The organism is Sorangium sp. So ce836 (assembly GCF_028553905.1).
In the GTDB taxonomy this organism is placed as follows: Bacteria; Myxococcota_A; Polyangia; order Polyangiales; family Polyangiaceae; genus Sorangium; species Sorangium cellulosum_D.
This window is the reverse complement of record NZ_CP102233.1, coordinates 6,638,862-6,657,141: the sequence shown is the minus strand read 5'-3', so window position 1 is coordinate 6,657,141 and position 18,280 is coordinate 6,638,862. Positions and strand designations below refer to the sequence as shown.

12 protein-coding genes and 2 riboswitches are annotated in these 18,280 nt (G+C 71.6%); of the genes, 4 read left to right on the top strand and 8 right to left on the bottom strand.

What is annotated here, in order from left to right; genetic code table 11:
• Positions 1-3: 3 nt before the first annotated feature.
• Genes NQZ70_RS24155 through NQZ70_RS24140 form a run of 4 tightly spaced genes read left to right on the top strand, consistent with a single transcriptional unit; the run spans position 4 to position 3,478 of the window.
• The gene (locus NQZ70_RS24155) at positions 4-1,065 is read left to right on the top strand and encodes an iron ABC transporter permease (RefSeq protein WP_129576303.1); all 1,062 of its coding nucleotides are present in this window, start codon (positions 4-6) and stop codon (positions 1,063-1,065) included.
• Between the two features lie 10 nt (positions 1,066-1,075).
• Positions 1,076-1,849 carry an ABC transporter ATP-binding protein gene (locus NQZ70_RS24150; protein ID WP_165374131.1) on the top strand — a complete coding sequence of 258 codons (774 nt, stop codon included), beginning with the start codon at positions 1,076-1,078 and terminating at the stop codon, positions 1,847-1,849.
• Positions 1,846-2,880 carry an ABC transporter substrate-binding protein gene (locus NQZ70_RS24145; protein WP_129576301.1) on the top strand — a complete coding sequence of 345 codons (1,035 nt, stop codon included), beginning with the start codon at positions 1,846-1,848 and terminating at the stop codon, positions 2,878-2,880. Before NQZ70_RS24150 ends, NQZ70_RS24145 begins: the two co-directional genes overlap by 4 nt.
• 4 nt (positions 2,881-2,884) lie before the next feature.
• Positions 2,885-3,478 (top strand): hypothetical protein, encoded by a 594-nt coding sequence (locus tag NQZ70_RS24140; RefSeq protein ID WP_129576300.1) that lies wholly within the window; start codon positions 2,885-2,887, stop codon positions 3,476-3,478.
• 42 nt (positions 3,479-3,520) lie between these two features.
• Here NQZ70_RS24140 and NQZ70_RS24135 read toward each other — a convergent pair whose 3' ends face one another.
• The 8 genes from NQZ70_RS24135 to NQZ70_RS24100 all read right to left on the bottom strand — a co-directional run bounded on the left by NQZ70_RS24135 (position 3,521) and on the right by NQZ70_RS24100 (position 18,275).
• The gene (locus tag NQZ70_RS24135; protein ID WP_207217933.1) at positions 3,521-3,760 is read right to left on the bottom strand and encodes a cysteine-rich CWC family protein; all 240 of its coding nucleotides are present in this window, start codon (positions 3,758-3,760) and stop codon (positions 3,521-3,523) included.
• Positions 3,757-6,069: a 5-methyltetrahydropteroyltriglutamate--homocysteine S-methyltransferase gene (gene metE, locus NQZ70_RS24130; protein WP_129576299.1), complete on the bottom strand. Its 2,313-nt coding sequence runs from the start codon at positions 6,067-6,069 to the stop codon at positions 3,757-3,759. Before metE ends, NQZ70_RS24135 begins: the two co-directional genes overlap by 4 nt.
• A gap of 120 nt (positions 6,070-6,189) precedes the next feature.
• Positions 6,190-7,146, bottom strand: a complete 957-nt coding sequence (locus NQZ70_RS24125) for a ribonucleotide-diphosphate reductase subunit beta (protein WP_207218003.1) — start codon at positions 7,144-7,146, stop codon at positions 6,190-6,192.
• A 59-nt stretch (positions 7,147-7,205) separates the two neighbouring features.
• The gene (locus NQZ70_RS24120; protein WP_129576297.1) at positions 7,206-9,650 is read right to left on the bottom strand and encodes a ribonucleoside-diphosphate reductase subunit alpha; all 2,445 of its coding nucleotides are present in this window, start codon (positions 9,648-9,650) and stop codon (positions 7,206-7,208) included.
• Between the two features lie 255 nt (positions 9,651-9,905).
• Positions 9,906-10,115: riboswitch (cobalamin riboswitch) on the bottom strand.
• Between the two features lie 367 nt (positions 10,116-10,482).
• Positions 10,483-11,475: a hypothetical protein gene (locus NQZ70_RS24115; RefSeq protein WP_237245564.1), complete on the bottom strand. Its 993-nt coding sequence runs from the start codon at positions 11,473-11,475 to the stop codon at positions 10,483-10,485.
• A gap of 67 nt (positions 11,476-11,542) precedes the next feature.
• Complete coding sequence (locus NQZ70_RS24110; RefSeq protein WP_129576296.1) at positions 11,543-12,949, bottom strand: dockerin type I domain-containing protein; 1,407 nt, start codon at positions 12,947-12,949, stop codon at positions 11,543-11,545.
• A 246-nt stretch (positions 12,950-13,195) separates the two neighbouring features.
• Positions 13,196-13,404: riboswitch (cobalamin riboswitch) on the bottom strand.
• 330 nt (positions 13,405-13,734) lie between these two features.
• Positions 13,735-17,403: an ABC transporter permease gene (locus NQZ70_RS24105; RefSeq protein WP_129576295.1), complete on the bottom strand. Its 3,669-nt coding sequence runs from the start codon at positions 17,401-17,403 to the stop codon at positions 13,735-13,737.
• The gene (locus NQZ70_RS24100) at positions 17,400-18,275 is read right to left on the bottom strand and encodes an ABC transporter ATP-binding protein (protein WP_129576294.1); all 876 of its coding nucleotides are present in this window, start codon (positions 18,273-18,275) and stop codon (positions 17,400-17,402) included. The genes NQZ70_RS24105 and NQZ70_RS24100 overlap by 4 nt, the downstream gene beginning before the upstream one ends.
• Positions 18,276-18,280 lie beyond the last annotated feature (5 nt).

Here is an 18,280-nt window from a genome sequence, read left to right as displayed (position 1 = left end):
GAGATGACCATGCAAGGAATCGGTGCCGAGCACGCCACGAGCGCGCGTGAAGAGCCGGCGGCCTCGCGTCCGGGGGGCCGCGCGCTCGTCGCGTACGCCGTCTTGCTCGTCGTGCTCGCGGCGGTCGCCGCGGCCTCGCTCGCGCTCGGCCCGGCGAGCCTGTCCGACGCGGGCCTCCGGGCGACCCTGCTGACGCTGCGCGCCGCCCGCCTCGGGGCGGCGCTCCTCGTGGGCGCGGCGCTCGCGGTCGGGGGCGTCGTGGTGCAGGGCCTGTTCCGGAACCCGCTCGCCGAGCCGTCGGTCCTCGGCACGACCGCGGGCGCGGCGCTGGGCGGCAAGATCGCCCTCCTCGCCGTGGAGCTCACCGTCGCCGAGCGCGGGATCCGCGGGCTGCCCCCGGAGATGGTGCTCCCGGCCGGATGCCTCGCCGGGGCGATCGTCGGCCTGGGGCTCGTGCTCGCGCTGGTGCGCGCGCCGGGAGATCTGCTGAGCATCCTCCTCGTCGGCTTCCTCCTCTCCTCGCTGTTCATGAGCCTCGGGAGCCTCGCCACGAGCCTCGCGCAGGAGCGCTGGGAGCTCGGCCGCGCCGTCGTCGCGTTCGCGCTCGGCGGCCTGTCGGGCACGAGCCCCAGGCACGTCGCCCTGGCCGCGCCGCTCGTGCTCGCCGGCGTCGTCGCCGCGTGGTTCTGGGGAAAGCCGCTCGACCTGCTCCTCTCCGGGGAGGAGGAGGCGGCGTCGCTCGGCGTGGACGTGCCCCTCGTGCGCCGCTTCTGCATCCTCTGGATCGCGGTGCTCACCGCCGGCGCCGTCGCGCTCGGGGGCAACGTCGCCTTCGTGGGGCTGCTCGTGCCGCACGCGCTGAGGCCGTTCCTCGGCGTCGACCATCGGCGCCTGATCCCCGTCGCGGCGCTGGGCGGCGCCGTCTTCGTCGCCGCGTGCGATCTCGCCGCGCGCCTCCTGCCCGCGCGCGGGGAGGTGCCGCTCGGCGTCATCACCGGGCTCATCGGCGCGCCGGCCTTCCTGGTGCTGCTCGCGCGCTCGCAGCGGGAGGCCGAGCGCGGCTGAAGCCGTCGGTGTGGCCGGGCTGCGCGTCCGTCGCGGGGGGCGGGTCGTCGTCGACGACGTGTCGTTCACGGCGCCCTTCGGCGGCGTGCTCGCCGTGCTCGGTCCGAACGGGGCGGGCAAATCGTCCCTCCTCAAGGCGCTCGCCGGCGTCGTGCCCTCCGAGGGCGACATCCGGCTGAACGGGCGCCGCGCGCGCGAGCTCCGCGCGCCCGAGCGAGCGCGCCTCGCCGCGTACGTCCCGCAGCAGTCCGAGCTCCGCTCGCCGCTCGCGGTCGCGAGCGTCGTGGCGCAGGGCCGGTACGCGCACCACGTCGGGCGCGTGCGCGCCGCCGCGGCCGACGAGGAGGCCGTCGATCGCGCGCTGCGGCTGACGAACACCACGCCGCTCGCCTCCCGCCCCTTCCCCGCGCTCTCGCAGGGCGAGCGGCAGCGCGTGCTGCTCGCGCGGGCGATCGCGACGGAGGCCAGGATCCTCTTGCTCGACGAGCCGACCGCTGCGCTCGACGTCGGGCACGCCCTTCGCCTCTATGCGCTGCTCCGGCGCCTGGCGGCCGACGGCTACTGCATCGTCGTGGTGCTCCACCCCCTCGCCGAGGCGCTCGACTGGACCGACGCCGCGGTGCTCATGGATCGCGGCCGGCTGCGACAGCAGGGCGAGACGCGCGACGTCATCAAGCCCGGCGCCGTGGAGTCGATCTACGACGTGCGGCTCGTTCCAGGCGGCGCGCTCGGCTTCCGCCTGCCCATGGATCCGGAGGGCCCCGGCCGGGGAGCGCTGCCATGAACGCCCTCGCCTGGATCAACTACGGCGCGCTCGCCGGCGCGCTCGCCCTGTCGGTGGCCGCGGCCGCGCTGCCGCGCTCCTCCGACCAGCGCGCGCCGGCCGGACCGCAGGACACCGCCGCGCGCTCGGTCGAGGCCGCCGTTCCGGGGGCGAACCCGGCGTCGATCGAGGATCATGCGGGGGTCGCCGTCACGCTCCGCGACTTCCGCAGGATCGCGTCGGCCAGCACGGTGGCGGACGCCCTGCTCGTGGAGCTCTGCGAGCCCGACCGCGTGGTCGCGTTCACCAGGTACGGCGCGCGCCGCTCGCCGCGCGGCTACAGGTACGCGGGCAAGGCCCGCGTCGAGGACACCGCCGACATCGAGGCGCTCCTCGCGCTGCAGCCGGACCTCGTCCTCCTCAACGGTTACGGCGACCCGCGCCGGATCGCGCGCCTGCGCGAGGCGGGCCTGACCGTCTACGATCTCGGCCCGATGCGCGGGCTCGCGACCCTCGTCCCCAACGTGCACGAGGTCGCCGCCCTGGTCGGCCACCCGGAGCGCGGTCGGCGGTTCGCGACGGCCCTCGTGCAGGGCATGGCCGCGGTGGCCGCCGATCTCCAGCCCCCGCAGCGCCGTCGCGGCATGTACCTGAGCGGCTACGGCGGCCGTCTCTTCGGAGGCACGGCGGGCACCAGCTACCACGACGTGCTCACCTCGGCAGGGCTGGTCGACGCGGCAGCGGCCGCGCAGCGCGACTGGCCGGAGTACACGCCGGAGCACGTGCTGACGCTCGATCCCGACGTCCTGGTGACGAACACGGGGATGCGGAAGATCCTGTGCGGCCAGGCCGGCCTCGACCGGCTGCGCGCCTGCAGCGCGCCCGGCGGCGTGGTCGAGCTGGACGACGCGCTCCTCGGCGATCCGGGGCCAGCGATGCTCGAAGCCGCCCAGACGGTCCGGAGCGCCGTTTACGGCGCTCCCGCTGCGCTGGGCGCAGCGCGCGCGGGCGGCGAGACGCCCGCGCGCAACCCTGCCAACAAGGAGAACTGACACGATGAGCGACGACGCGGCGCTACGCTCGAGCGAGCGCAACCTCGACGGGACGACGACGGAGTACTTCGACGTCCCGCCGGCGGAGGCGACGTATTGTGAGCTGGTGAGGGTCCTGTTCGAGGACCACTGGAATGCGATCGATTTCGGCCCGTGCCTGCAGGGGGCCGTGTTCGAGCTGCGGTTCGCGAGCAAGCCCCGGATCGGGTACCTCGACGGATACTTCACGATCGGGCCGGATGAGCCGGGCGCGTGGCACCTCCACCTCTGCGTCGGGGCGCACAAGGGGACGAAGGCGCGGCCCACGCCTCCGGAGCTCGCGCGCTGGCGGCAGTGCGCGCGCGCCGCGTTCTATCGCGACCTGGACGCGAACGGACGCCCGAGGAGCTGGGGATTGAGGCTCTGGAACGGGCGGGACGAGCAGATGATGACGGTGTTCTTCCCGAACCCGTGGCTCGACCAGGAGCGCATGAAGCCCGTCAGGGAGCCGGACTGGTCGCGGCTCGCGCTCTGGATGGATCTGCGCGCGCGCTTCGCGGGCGTGCCGCCCGAGCCCGCCCCGGTCGATGAGCCTCGGCGCCCGCAGATGTGCGGATAAGGCGCCTCCGCAGAGCATCGTCCGGCGCGAGCCGGAGGCAGGTCATCTCCCCCGCACGAGGCGGTCGATCAGATCGAGCGCCTTGGCCGGATCCCTCCGCCCCGTCGCGCACGCTCTGCACACGCACGCGACGCCCCGCGCCTCCTGGGGAACCCGCTGGAGCACGTCGGCGGGGATCGCCGCCTCGAAGCACCAGCAGGTCGTCGCCCCCTCGGCCATCCCGCACGCGTTCGCCTCGCCGCACAGCGGGCACCGCGCGGGATCGACGTCGGCGCCGATCACGGCGTCGCGCCGGCGAGCCGCCCGCGAGCGATCCGCGCCGCCTCCACCATGTTGACCAGGGCCGCCTCGACCTCCTCCCAGCCGCGGGTCTTGAGCCCGCAGTCCGGGTTCACCCAGAGCTGGTGGCCGGGCAGCACGCGCGCCGCGCGCTCGAGCAGCTCGACCATCTCATCGAGGGTCGGCACGCGCGGCGAGTGGATGTCGTAGACGCCCGGGCCGATCTCGTTCGGGTAGCGGAAGCGCGCGAAGTCCGCGAGGAGCTCCATCCTGGAGCGCGACGTCTCGATCGAGAGCACGTCGGCGTCCATCGCGGCGATGGCGTCGAGGATGTCGCCGAACTCCGAGTAGCACATGTGCGTGTGGATCTGGGTCTCGTCGCGGACCCCGCTCGTGGCGAGCCGGAAGGCGTCCACGGCCCACCGCAGGTAGGCCCTCCAGGCGTCGCGGCGCAGCGGCAGCCCCTCGCGGATGGCCGGCTCGTCGACCTGGATCATGGCGATGCCCGCGGCCTCGAGGTCGGCCACCTCGTCCCGGAGCGCGAGCGCGATCTGCGCGCACGTCTCGCTCCTGGGTTGATCGTCGCGCACGAAGGACCACTGGAGGATCGTGACGGGCCCCGTGAGCATGCCCTTCATGGGCTTCGCCGTGAGCGACTGCGCGAACGTGGACCACGGGACGGTCATCGCGGAGGGGCGCGACACGTCGCCGAAGAGCACGGGCGGCTTCACGCACCGGGAGCCGTAGCTCTGGACCCACCCGTTCTCGGTGAAGGCGAAGCCGTCGAGCTGCTCGCCGAAGTACTCCACCATGTCGTTGCGCTCGAACTCGCCGTGCACGAGGACGTCGAGCCCGATCGCCTCCTGCTTCTCCACGCAGCGCCGCGTCTCGTCCTTCAGGAAGCGCTCGTACTGCTCCGGCGTCATCCGCCCCGCGCGCAGCGCGGCGCGCGCGCCGCGGACATCGCCCGTCTGCGGGAAGGAGCCGATCGTCGTCGTGGGGAACGCCGGGAGGCCGAAGCGCGCGCGCTGCTTCCCCGCTCGCTCGGGGAACGCCGACGCCCGGCGCAGCATCCCGTCGTCCACCGCGGCGACCCGCGCGCGGACCTCCGGGTTCCGGGTCCGCTTCGAGGCGCGCCGCGCGGCGAGCGCGCTCCGCGCTTCGGCGAACAGCGCCGAGCCTGGCGCGTCCGTCGCGGCGGCGTCGGCGAGCGCGCGCAGCTCGGCCAGCTTCTGCGCGGCGAACGCCATCCAGCGGAGCAGCTCGGCGTCCAGCCGCTTCTCGGCGGACAGGTCGACGGGCACGTGCAAGAGCGAGCACGACGGCGCCACCACGACCCGCTCCGGCCCGAGCGCCGCGACCGCGCGCCGGACCAGCCGGTGCGCGGCGTCGAGGTCGGCGCGCCAGATGTTCCGGCCGTCGACCACGCCCACCGAGAGGGACATCGCCCGCGGGAGCGCGGCGAGGGCGGCGTCGAGCTGCTCCGGCGCGCGCACCAGGTCCACGTGGAGCGCGTCGGCGCCCGACGCGGCGGCGAGCGAGAGGTTCTCGCCCAGCGCGCCGAAGTACGTCGCGAGGAGGACTCGAGGCCGCTTCGTGCACGCGGCGAGCCGGGCGAACGCCCGCCGGCAGGCGTCCTGCGCGCGCGCGTCGAGATCCAGCGCGAGGCACGGCTCGTCGACCTGGACCCACGCGACGTTCCGGTCCGCGAGCGTCCCGAGCAGCGCCTCGTAGACCGGGAGCAGCCGATCCAGGAGGTCCAGCGTGCTGGCGCCGGACGGCGACCCCGGCGCCAGCTTCGAGAGGAGCAGGAGGGTGACCGGCCCGACCACCACGGGACGGGTCTCGACGCCGAGCGCCCGCGCCTCCTCGAGCTCGCTCACGAGCTTCGACGCGTCCAGCTCGAACCGCTGCCCGGCGTCGAGCTCGGGGACGATGTAGTGATAGTTCGTGTCGAACCACTTCGTCATCTCCAGCGCGGCGACGTCGACGCCCGCGGCGCGATCCTGGAGGCCCCGCGCCATCGCGAAGTAGCGAACGAGCGGATCGGAGATGGCGCGATAGCGCGCCGGCACGGCGCCGACGGCGATCGCCATGTCGAGCATGTGGTCATAGAGCGAGAAGTCGTTGCTCGGGATGTGGTCGATGCCCAGCGAGCTCATCGCAGACCAGTGCCGGCGGCGGAGCATCGAGGCCGTCGCCTCGAGCTCGGTCGCAGGCGAGCTCTTCGACCAGTAGCTCTCGAGCGCCTTCTTCAGCTCTCGAGCGACGCCGAAACGCGGATAACCGAGACATGTTGCGAGCACGGACATGGTGAGACCCCGTTCCCTTCTCAGGACGATTGAATGGTTTGGAGCGGCGGCACGCCCCTGGGCGTGCCGTGCGTGTCGAGCGCGACGAGGACGAAGCGGCCGCGCGCGGCCCGCTCGACGTCAGAAGGAGGCATCGAGGACGACCTCCCCGGCGACGCCGACCTGATACGCCGAGACGCGGCGCTCGAAGAAGTTCGTGACCTCCTGGACGTCCTGCAGATCCATGAAGGACAGCGGGTTCTTCCCCCCGTAGCGCCGCGGCATGCCGAGCGTGACGAGCCGCTGGTCCGCGCAGAACTCGAGGTAGCGGCGCACGTCGCGCGCCGACAGGCCCGCGACGCCGGCGCCGAGGAGATCCTCCGCGAACTGGGCCTCGCACTCGATCGCCTCATCCATCATGTCGAGGATCGACCGCGAGAGGCCGGCGTCGAAGAGCTCGGGCTCCTCGCGCCGCACGGTGCTCACGACCTCGAAGGCGAAGCGCATGTGCGCGCTCTCGTCGCGGAAGACCCAGCTCGTCCCCGCGGCGAGCCCGTGGAGCAGGCCTCGCGAGCGCAGGAAGTACACGTACGCGAACGCGCCGAAGAAGAAGAGCCCCTCGACGCACGCGGCGAAGCAGACGAGGTTGAGGAGGAACTGCCGCCTCTCGGAGCGCGACTCGAGCCTCCCCAGCCACTCGATGGAGTCGAGCCAGCGCATGCAGAAATCGGCCTTCTTCCGGATCGAGGGGATGCTCTCGACCGCGGCGAAGGCGCGGTGGCGCTCCTCCGGATCGGGGATGTACGTGTCGAGGAGCGTCAGATAGAACTGGACGTGCAATGCCTCTTCATAGAGCTGCCGCGACAGGTACATCCGCGCCTCCGGGGCGTTGATGTGCCTGTACAGGTTGAGCACGAGGTTGTTCGCCACGATGGAGTCTCCCGTGGCGAAGAACGCGACGAGGCGCTGCACGAGGTGGCGCTCCGCGGCGGTCATCCTCCGCAGGTCGCCCACGTCCGTCGAGAAGTCGACCTCCTCGACCGTCCATGTGTTCTTGATGGCGGCGCGGTACATCTCGAAGAAGGCCGGATACCCCATCGGGCGCAGCGTGAGGCAGAGGCCCGGATCGAGCAGGCGCGCGGGGCGGCTCACGCGGCTCACTGGCACGCCTCGCAGGACTCGGGGTTCTCGAGCGCGCACGCCACGTCCGCGGCCGCCTTCGCCGGCGCGGGCGGGAGGTCCGGCGCCGCGCCCACGGTCGCCTTGGCGATGCGCGTCGCGGGGCGCGAGCGCAGGTAATAGGTCGTCTTGAGCCCCTTCTTCCATGCGTGGAAGTACATGCTCGAGAGCTGGCCGATGGTGGGGTTCTCGACGAAGAGGTTCAGCGACTGGCTCTGGTCGATGAAGGCGCCGCGATCCGCGGCCATGTCGATGAGCGACCGCATCGGGATCTCCCACGCCGTCCGGTACACGGCGCGGACCTCCTCCGGCAGCTCCTCGAGCCCCTGGACCGAGCCCTCCGCGAGCTTGAGCCGGGCGCGCACCGCGTCGGTCCAGGCGCCGCGCTGCTTGAGCTCCGCGACGAGATAGCGGTTCATCTGCAGGAAGTCGCCCGAGAGCGTCTCGCGCTTGAACAGGTTCGACACCTGCGGCTCGATGCACTCATAGCAGCCGGCGATCGACGCGATCGTGGCGGTCGGCGCGATCGCGACGAGCAGCGAGTTCCGCAGCCCCTCGGCGCGGATGCGGGCGCGGAGCGCCTCCCAGCGCGCTTCGTCCTGCGGCACGAGGCCCCACGCGTCGAACTGGAGCTCGCCGCGCGCCGCGCGCGTCTCGTCGAAGGCCGGGTGGCGCCCCTTCTCGGCGGCGAGGTCCGCGGACGTCGAGAGCGCGTGGTAGTACACCTCCTCGGAGATCCGCCTCGAGAGCTCCCGCGCGGCCTCCGCGTCGAAGGGCAGGCGCATCTGAAAGAACACGTCCTGCAAGCCCATGAGCCCGAGCCCCACCGGCCGCCAGCGGAGGTTCGAGCGCCTCGTCGAGGCGATGGGGTAGTAGTTGAGGTCGATGACGCGATCGAGCTGGCGGACCGCCGTCCGCACCGTGCGCGCGAGCTTGTCGAAATCGAACGCGACGGTGCCGTCCGCGCGCGCGGCCGTGTGGCGCGCGAGGTTGATCGAGCCGAGATTGCAGACGGCCGTCTCCTCCTTCGAGGTCACCTCGACGATCTCGGTGCAGAGGTTCGAGAGGTGCACGGTCCGGCCCGGCAGCGCCGTCTGGTTGCAGGCGCGGTTCGCCTTGTCCTTGAACGTCATCCAGCCGTTGCCCGTCTGCGCGAGCGTGCGCATCATCCGCGCGTAGAGCTCGCGCGCCTTCATCGTCTTCTTGGCGAGGCCCGCCCGCTCGGCCTCGGCATAACGGCGCTCGAACTCGTCGCCATAGAGATCGGGGAGATCGGGCACGTCCTTGGGATCGAACAGGCTCCATTCGCCGTCCGCCTCGACCCGCTTCATGAACAGGTCCGGGACCCAGCTCGCCAGGTTCAGGTTGTGCGTGCGCGCGGCCTCGTCTCCGGTGTTGTCGCGCAGCGCGAGGAACTCCTCGACGTCGGCGTGCCACGGCTCGAGGTAGACGCAGCAGGCGCCCTTGCGCTTGCCGCCCTGGTTCACGGCCGCGACGGACGCGTCGAGCGTCTTGAGCCACGGCACGATCCCGCTGGAGTGCCCGTTGGTGCTCTCGATGAGCGAGCCGCGCGACCGCACGCGGTGGTAGGCGAGCCCGATGCCGCCCGAGAACTTCGAGAGCATCGCGACGTCGGTGTAGCGCTGGTAGATGGTCTCGAGGTGGTCCTCCGGCGAGTCGAGCAGGAAGCAGCTCGAGAGCTGCTCGTGGCTCGTCCCGGCGTTGAACAGCGTGGGCGAGCTCGGGAGGTAGTCGAGCGACGAGAAGAGGCGATAGAGCTCGACGGCCTGCGCCGCCGTCTCGGACAGCGCGCAGGCGATCCGGAGGAAGAACTGCTGCGGCGTCTCGATGACGAGGCGCGTCTCGGGGTGCTTGAGGAGATAGCGATCGTAGAGGGTCCGCAAGCCGAAGTACTCGAGCTCATGGTCCCGCCCCGGCTCGATCGCGTCGTTCAGCTTGCGGGCGTTCTGCGCGACGAACCCGTGGAGCCGCTCGTTGATGAGGCCGAGCCGCCGCCCGACGGCGACGGACTGCGAGAAGGCGTGGATCTCCTGATTGCGGACCTCCTTGTCGATATAGGTCGCGAGCAGGCGCGCCGCGAGCTTCGCGTACTGGGGCTCATCCGCGATGAGCGACGCCGCCGTCTGGATGGAGAGCTGGTCGAGCTCGCGCGTCGTCGCGCCGTCGTAGAGGCCGCTGATCGTCTTTGTGGCGACGCGGAGCGCGTCCACGTCGGACAGGGCGAGGCAGCAGCGGCTCACCGCCCGGACGATCTTGTTGACGTCGACGGGCTCGCTCGACCCGTTGCGCTTCTTCACCCGCATCGTCGTGTGCGGGGGCGCCTCCTCGGCGCCTCCGGTCCTCGCGCTCCGCGCCCGCAACGGCGCCGCGCCGTTGCTCGTCGTCACTGTGTCGCTCAGCATGGCAATCCTCCTCGTCACGCTTCGTTCGGAGCGGTTCCAGACCGCTCGCGTCGAGACCGCGAGAGCGAAGAGGCCAGCCGATGCGCGCGAGCGCGCCGGCTCTCCAGGAGAGCCTTCGGACCGACCGCTCGCCCCCGCGGGCGAAAGGAAGACAACGCGGGAGGGGGTCGGAACCGGGACGGGCGCGAGGATAAGCGCCAGCTCGGACCCACCCGCCTCCCTCGAGGCTTCCAGGCCAAACCGGCGCAGGATGTCTCCCCAGCGCAGGATGTCGGCAGGTCTTCGGGCTCGCGAGCGCTCCGGCTCTCGCCGGCTTCCTACGGTCCACCGCTTCCCAGCCCGGAGGGCCAGTGCTCGTCGTGGAGATCGTTCTCGCTTACCGCTGCGGGGCAGCCCCGGATTCGCACCGGGTTCCCTTTTAAGCCCCGGGCCGAAGCCCGAGGCACCAACATGAGGCACTACATATTGCGGTGCGCGACTCCGGTCAAGCGATATGTTGGGGGTCCGGGCGAGCGCATGGATGTGGCGCGATCGCTGTCCAACGACGGATGCGCGCGCGACCGTCCAGGCCTGTGCTGCCTGTCCGACGCTCTTCAGAACGAGAGGGCGTGCACGGTCGAGCGAGGTTTGCGCGTCAGCGGTGCGCGACGGCGCGCAGATCGTCGAGCTAGGACACCGAACGGGTTGAAACCCGAGAAAATGAACCACAGAGGCACAGAGGGCACCGAGGGAAGAGAATTAAAAATTCCCATTTCTTCTCTCCCCTCTGTGCTCTCTGTGCCTCTGTGGTCCGAATCTCTTCATTCTCGGGCGTTTCAAGCTGATAGGTGCTCTAGGGGCAGGATGCGTTGGCGATCGCCACGGCGTCGAGATCGAAGACGCCCGTCGCGCCGGTCAAATCCGGCCGATCGGTGATTCGCACGTAGCGCGCGAAACTGAGATCGAGATCGGCGAGGTCGAAGGCGTCGCCGCCCGCGACCTCGGGGTCGGTTGGATCGAGGATGTTCGTGTCGGCGTTCGCCAGCACGGGGTGCCAGCCGGCGCAGGAGCCGTAGGGGGCCGCCGCGGCGGTGCACGGGAAGGCGATCCAGTCGACGCCGTTCTGGCTCACCTCGACGGTCGCGAGCTCGGCGAACACGGTGGTCGGGCCGGTCTCGAAGGGGTTCTCGAAGACGATGAAGTCCGGTCCTGGCCCGTCGACGATGAGGTTGCCCGAGAAGCCCAAGGTGACGGTGCCGCCGTTGCCGAGTGACACCACGTCGGTCGAGCCCCCGCAGCAACCTCCGCCCTTGGGAGGACCGAAGGCGATGTTCGGGAACCTGTCCTGCCCGTAGTTCGGGCCCGGCCCGAAGAGGTGGCTTACCACCTCGGAGGCGAACACCGTTTCCGCGCCCGTGCAGTCAACGACGCCGCCGCCGCCGCCGCCACCCGCGCCGCCGTCGCCCGCGGCACCGCCGCTGCCCACGCCGTCGCCGCCCGCGCCGCCGTCGCCCGCGGCACCGCCGCTGCCCACGCCGTGGCCGCCGTCGCCGCCGTCGCCGCCCGCGCCGCCGTCGCCGCCCGCGCCGCCGCCGCCGTCTCCGCCTGCGCCGTCGCCGCCAGATCCCCCTGCGCCGCCCGCGCCGCTCCCGGCGTCGCTCGACGACGTGGTCGCCCCGCCGCCCGAACCGGTGGCCCCGCCCTGACCGGCCGCGCCGCCGGATCCCTGCGCCGCCGTTCCCCCCATTCCCCCGGAGCCGCTCCCGGACGGCGAGCCCTCGGAGGAACAGGCGATGATCGTGAGCACCGACAGAAGCACGCTCGCGCGCGTGATACGAGACACCATGAGACCTCCGAAGGCGAGCGCGCGCCGCGCCGGGGCGAACCCGGCGCGGCGCGCGTCGGCGTGCTGATCAGTAGAACGGCGCCGACGTGCCGTACCGCGCGAGATAGATGTTGTAATCGGCGGTGTTGATGCTCCCATCTCCATTGAAGTCGGCGTGCTGGTTGTACCCGGGGTTGCCCAGCTGGGTGCTCCACGACGCCACCAGGATGTTGTAATCGGCGGTGTCCACGTCGCCGTCGTTGTCGAGATCCGCGTCCGCGATGTTCCCGAAGCCGTCGCCGTCGGTGTCTCGCTGGTTCGCGTTCGCCGTGAGGTAGGCGTTGTCCGCGCCGTCGGGCACGCCGTCGCTGTCGGCGTCCGGCGCGCCGTCGGGGAAGTACAGCGTCACCTTCGGCGTCACCCCGATCTCCCAGAAGTCCGAGGCGCTCCCGGCCGAGTAGCACTGCCCCGCGGGGGACGAGTACTCGTCGCCCGACGGGTTCCAGGCGATCGCCAGGGCGCTCGTGTGGCCGACGAACGCGATGGGCGACGTCGCGCTGTCGTCCTCGCACGCGTCAGGCGTCAGCTCGAGGTATTGCGACGAGCTCCCCTCGTTCACCGGCGTCTGGCTGCCCCCGACGACGCTCGCCACCACGCTGGCGCGGATGAGCGCGGCATAGCCGTTCTCGCTCGCGCCGCCGACGCCGAACGCGTCCCCGCCGCCCACGTGCAGGGCGTCGTCCCCGTCGAAGCCGAGCGCCGCCGCGCTCAGCACGTTGCTCGCCAGGAGCGAGCCCTCGCTGCCGCCGTAGGCGTACGCGCTCGCCGTGCCGTCGATGACGTCCTGGATGTCGGCCGCCGCCCAGATCCTGAGCTCGCCGGTCCGGTTGGGCGAGGTCTGGTAGCCGATCCCGGTGACGAGGTTGCCCGCGGAGTCCACGGCGATCCCCCCGGAGGCGCCGGGGATGCTCGTGATCAGCGGGATCTCCGCGATCTGCGGCGCGGTCAGATCGAGGGCGTAGACGCCGCTCGTGTAGCCGCCCGGCCCGTTCCAGCCACCGTTGATGACGAGCGCGTCGTTACCGTACCAGGCCCCATCGTAGTAATCGACGTCGAGCTCGATCACGTCCCCGTGGCTGAGCAGGTCGGGCGGCGAGGTGACGCTGAGGATCGAGCTCGGGAACACGAGCAGCGGCGCCCCGTAGCCGACGCCGAGCGCGATCGTGCTGCCGTCCGGCGAGATGGCGAGGAAGCTCGGATCCATCGGCCCGTCGCTCAGCGTCGCGACGGGCACGTAGACGCCCGATCCATAGTTCTTCTGGAGGTACACGGTCTGATCGTTGGCGACGAGGAGCCGCCCGGCCAGCTCGTAGCCATCGATCTCCTCCGATGTCGTCGGGAACCCGTCCAGGGCTATGGACCAACCGTCGGCGATGGCGGGTAGGTCGAACGTATACGACGTGTTCCCCGCGTACTCGTCAAAGGCGTCCGCCAAGGCCGGCGGCGAGAGCAGGAGGAGCGCTGCGGCGACAGAAGATGCAGAAATGCGCACAGCGCCGGCCGCGACGCGCAGCGGCGCTGAACCTTGGGAAATGATCATCGGACCGACCCTTCGCCCCCGCGGGCGTTTGCGAAAGAAAGCTCGGGGGACGGATCGGAACCGGGACGGCGCGTGCGTCTGCGCCAGCTCGGACCTCCCCGCCTCCCTCGAGGCTTCCAGGTCAAACCGGCGCGGGATGTCTCCCCGACGCAGGATGTTGGCAGGTCTTCGGGCTCGCGAGCGCTCCGGCTGGCGCCGGGTTCCTACGGTCCACCGCTTCCCAGCCCGAAGGCCAGTGCTCGTCGTGGAGATCGTTCTCGCTTACCGCTGCGGGGCAGCCCCGGATTCGCACCGGGTTCCCTTTTGAGCCCCGGGCCGAAGCCAAGGGCACCAACACGAGGCACTACATATGGCGGTGCGATGCGCAGGTCAAGCGAGATGTTGGGGTGGGGGCAGGACGAGCGGACGAATGCAGCGCGTCCACTGTCGAAGATCGATGCGCCGGGCTTGGCCGTACAAGCCTTCGCCGCGTGCGCTCGCGGCACACTGACCCGATCGCCCCCAAGGCGCTCGAGCGGCAGTTCGACGCCCAGGCGCTCAACTATCTTGGTGACTGACGTGACGTGCGACCGCACACGCGGCTCGCCTGCATGAACCGATGGAGCTCGGATAAGGCCCATGTAGCCGCGCTCGCGCATGGTGAGACTGTCCGCGGAAGCGGGGGCGGACCACGGCGGCGCTCAGCGCGTCCAGCGCACCCCCGCGCGCCGAACTGCAGCGCGATCTTGCTGCGGGCTGCGATCGAGGAGCACGCGATCCGGGTCGACGACCACGGCGGCCGGACGGCGCTCCGACGTGAACGTCACGCGATCGGCGCCGGGGCTGCGCGTCGCGAGCACGCGGGAGAGCTCATTGCCGGCGTCGTCGAGCAGCGCGAGCGTCATGGGAGCCTGCGCCGAGGCCGGCGCGACGGAAGGGCGCCACGCGTGCCCCTCGAACGTGTATGGCGTGAACGCGAGATCCAGGCTGATATTCCAGCGCCCGTCCTCGCCGGGCACGCCGTCGGCCGAGAGGGCGCGGACAGCCCAGGACTCCACGGTTCGCAAGCCCTGTGCGGCCGAGCCGGCGCCGGGCAGCGCCTCCCATGTCGAGGCAAGGGACGCGAGGCTCGCACCCGGCGCTCCCCGGCCCCCTTGCGCGCCGAGGTGCTGCCGGAGCGCGCCGTCGAAGGCGTCCGGGCCGAGCTCATCGCGAAGCCGCTGCATCGCGAGGCCCGCGTAGAGCGGCACGTACGCGCCCGCGTCCGCCTCCATCAGCGGGACGACAGGCTCGCGCGCCTCCGCGATCGAGCGCAGCACCTTCTCGCCGATGCGGTCCGAGATCGCCCTGCGGGTCTCCCGGCCGAGCACGGCATCGACGGTGACGAGGCCGCTCAGGACGGGCAATCCCTCTCCGAGCGTGGCGTAACCGGCGACGAGGGCGGGGTGCAGCCGATCGATCCACCAGCGCTTCGACAGGTGCCGCGCCGTCGCGAAGAGGACGCCCGGGTTCTCGGGAGCGTCGTCCCAGCCATCCTCTTCGGAAAGGAGCAGGACGTCGCCGAACAGCCCTGTCGCCTTGATCTCCCTCGGGACCTCGACGATGCGCACGCGTGGACGTCCATAATCGCCGTAGCGCGCCGACAAGGCGCCGAGCGACCGGACGGCCGCATCACGGAAGGCGCGCGCCACCGAGACCCGCTCGGGGTGGTGGTAGACGTCGACGGACACCTCGCCCTCTGCGCCCCCGAAGGTGCCGCTCGTGCGCGCGTAGCGGCCAGCGACGATGGCGAGCCGCTCGGACCCGGACACGCGCCCTTCGACCTGCCCGTGCCCCTCCGCCGCGCCGGAGACCACCAGATCGAGCGCGTCCGGGGCCCGCACGGTGACGGCCAAGGGGAACGCCGTGCTCTCCAGGCCGTACGCTTGCTGGGAAGATGCCGCATCGGGGGCGCTCGGGAGCGGGCGCCGCGCTGGCAATCCAAGCTCGCGACGGTAACCCTCGGCGCGGAGCTCTCGTCGCCGATCGTACCCGAGCCTGGGGAGCAGGTCGCGGTCCTGGAGCCAGGCCCCCTCGGAGGACATCGGGTGCGGCTTGCCTTCGTTGGCGAACGACGGCCATGCCGCCGCGCCGCGCCAGGTGACGCGGACCGTCTCTCCGGACTCCAGGGGCCGCCCGAGCGTGATCCGGTGATGCCGCAGGCGATCGTCGCGGTCCCAGGACGCGATCGTTCGATCTTCCGCGTCGATGGCGGCGAGGGAGAGCTTCTCCGGGACGTCGAAGTCGAGCGCCTCGATGGGCCGCGATCCACCGTTCTCCAGCGTGAGCTCGTAGGCGATGCGCGCCTCGCGCTCCGCCGGGCGGAGCTCGACTTCGAGCTTTCCTTCCATCACACGCGGCCTCGGGGCAGCAGCGACCCCGACATACGTCACCTCGTACAAGGCCGCCTCTGCGCGCTCCTCTCCCGGCGAGCGGTATCTGTTCTCGATGTTGACGGCCCTGTACACCCGGAGCCCGCAGTGGGCGCCGACGGCCACGATCCCGCCGAGCACCATCATCTGGCCCGACGAGCGCTCGCGCAGCGCGCGCTGAAGCCGAGCCCGGAAGGCGAGCTCCGTGCCGCGCGGCCACCAGAGGACCGCGGCGAACACGATCGCCGCGGCCACCGACAGCAGCCAGCCGTTCACCCAGATCGCCTGGGTGATCCACGGCGCGAGGCCGGTGAGGGGTGAATAGAAGACGTGGATCGGCATCGCGTACTGGAGCGCCGTCTGCGAGACCACGCTGAGCGAGTGGTTCATGACGCAGAGGAAGACGGCGCTGAACGCCAGGAAATGGGCCAGCGCGCGGCGCGAGACCACGCTGTAGAAGAAGAGCGCCAGCGCAGCGACCTGGAGGTTCGCGGGCCAGATGACGGCGAGCGCGAAGAACATGCCTTCGCGCGGGGCGAAGGTGGCGCGGTCGATCGCAAGCTCCACGAGGAGCAAGCTCAGCGTCGGGGCCAGCGCGAGCGCGAGGGCGAGCCCCGCGAGGGCGAGCGCGCGCGGGAGCGCGATCACCCACGTCGGCGCCGGCAGCGCGTCCTGGATCTGCGAGAAGCCGGCGTCCCGCTCGCGCGTGACCCAGCTGCCAGCGGAGGAGCAGAGAAAGATCGCCGTCGGCATGTAGAAGAACTCCACGAGCCGCAGCCCCACGAGGCCTGCCCAGGGCAGCTGCGGGCCGTCCGCCCCGCCGTCGAGCTGGAACATGGCGCTCGCCACCATGAGGATCAGCCCGAAGAGCAGCACCATCCGGGTGCCGCGCGCGCGGAGGCTCTCGGCGAGGAGCTGCCACGCGACGAGCGCGACCGCGCGGCCCTGCGCTCGGGTGTCGAAGCGCGCTTTCGCCTCGTGCCTCGGGAGCGCGGGCGCCTCGCTCGAGGTCTGCGCGCAGGATGGATGCCCGGGGCTCCGGGTCGCCTGCCCACGGCCCCACACCCCCCGTGATCCACCGGCCTCGCCCCGCTGGTAGCCGACGAGGAGCCGCTCCGCGCTCGGCCTCGCGAAAGCGGCGACGAGCGCGAGCGCACCGATTCCCATCACGCCGAGCCGGTTCGCCAGGAACGGCCCCGTCAGGCTCATCGTGCCGCGGATGCGTTCTTCGGCCGTCCAGTACGAGAGCTGCGCGGCGACGGAGTTATAGCCGATGGGGTCGAGCCACTCCCCTGCCTCGCGGTCCACGCCCCCTCGCCACAGCACGAGGATACCAACCATCCAGACGGCCATGACGAGAAAGGACAGCGCATACGCAGGCGCGGAGCGCCCGCTCCGCACGGCCGCGGCGAAGTAGAGGGTGCCGAATCCGAAGACGCTCGGCACGAGGAACAGCGCATAGGCGTGCGCGACCGCGCTCCAGGGCGTGGGCATGAACAGGTCGGCGCGCCCGGCGAGGTGACGCATCGCCATGGGCACCAGCACCCAGGAGATCGATACGGACGCGGCGACGACGAGCCCGGAGGCGAGCGCGCCCAGGTACTTGCCGAAGAGGTACGTCCTCGGCCCGCAGGGGAACGTGTAGGCGACCTCGGCGAAGCGGTGCTTCAGGTCGTCGACGACCGCGCTCGTCATGATGTGCGCGAGGAAGAAGATCAGCCAGAAGCCGTTGTCGCTCGTGAAGTGGTAGATGACGTACGGCGAGTTGCGTGGGACATCGCTGGCGCCGATCTGCGCCATGTACTCGGAGTTCAGCGCGTAGATGCACGTCTGGACGACGAGCGACGCCATCAGGATGAGGTTCACGGAGCCGAGGAGCTGGCGCCTGAGCTCGCCGCGGGCCACGGCGCTCACCCAGAGCGCCCGCTGCCCGAAACCCTGAGCCGAGGGCGTCGTCACGCGGACGCCTCGTGCAGGCTGTGGTGGTAGAGATCCTCGAGCTCCGGCGCTTTCGGGCCAAACGCTTCGCCGGGCCGCGTCGCGCTCACCACGGTGACCACGACATCGCCGAGCCTCGGGGACACCTGCAGAGGCCGGACTCCGCGGGTGACCTCGGCCTGCCGCGCGCGCGCCACACGCGCCTGCCAGAGCTTGCCATCGAGCTCCGCGCATGCGGCTGAGGGAGAGCCGCGGCGGACGATCCGGCCGCCGGCGAGGATCGCCATGTCGCCGCAGAGGCTGGCGACGTCGTCCACGAGGTGCGTCGAGAGCAGGACGATAGCCTCGCCGGAGATCTCCGAGAGGAGCTGGTGAAGCCGGTTGCGCTCCGCCGGATCGAGCCCCGCGGTCGGCTCGTCGACGATCACGAGCCGCGGGGCGCCGAGGAGCGCCTGCGCGATGCCGACGCGCTGCCGCATCCCGCCGGAGAACTCCGCCACCGGGCGATCGGCGGCGCCCGTGAGATTGACGCGCTCGAGGAGCTCATGCACCGCGCGGGCGCGTTCGCGGCCGTCCACGATGCCCTTCATCAACGCGATGTGATCGAGCAGCCCTCGCGCCGTCACGCCAGGATGCACGCCGAAGTCCTGGGGCAGGTAGCCGAGCCGGCGCCGGAGCGCCGCCGGATCCGCGAGCACGTCGGTCTCGCCGAGGTGGATCGAGCCTGCGTCCGGCCGCTGGAGCGTGGCGAGCGTCCGCATCAAGCTGCTCTTGCCGGCGCCGTTCGGCCCGAGCAGGCCGAAGAGGCCGGGGCCGACGTCGAGCTCGATGCCGGACAGGGCGCGGACGCCGCCGGGGTAGGTCTTGTCCAGCCCGCGGACGCGTAGCTGCATGGAAG

Excerpts from the sequence above, each read along its gene's own strand:
- NQZ70_RS24115 (WP_237245564.1), bottom strand. The coding sequence starts at position 11,475 with ATGGTGTCTCGTATCACGCGCGCGAGCGTGCTTCTGTCGGTGCTCACG.
- NQZ70_RS24155 (WP_129576303.1), top strand. The coding sequence starts at position 4 with ATGACCATGCAAGGAATCGGTGCCGAGCACGCCACGAGCGCGCGTGAA.
- NQZ70_RS24100 (WP_129576294.1), bottom strand. The coding sequence starts at position 18,275 with ATGCAGCTACGCGTCCGCGGGCTGGACAAGACCTACCCCGGCGGCGTC.
- NQZ70_RS24125 (WP_207218003.1), bottom strand. The coding sequence starts at position 7,146 with ATGGGGTATCCGGCCTTCTTCGAGATGTACCGCGCCGCCATCAAGAAC.
- NQZ70_RS24140 (WP_129576300.1), top strand. The coding sequence starts at position 2,885 with ATGAGCGACGACGCGGCGCTACGCTCGAGCGAGCGCAACCTCGACGGG.
- metE (WP_129576299.1), bottom strand. The coding sequence starts at position 6,069 with ATGTCCGTGCTCGCAACATGTCTCGGTTATCCGCGTTTCGGCGTCGCT.
- NQZ70_RS24145 (WP_129576301.1), top strand. The coding sequence starts at position 1,846 with ATGAACGCCCTCGCCTGGATCAACTACGGCGCGCTCGCCGGCGCGCTC.
- NQZ70_RS24120 (WP_129576297.1), bottom strand. The coding sequence starts at position 9,650 with ATGCTGAGCGACACAGTGACGACGAGCAACGGCGCGGCGCCGTTGCGG.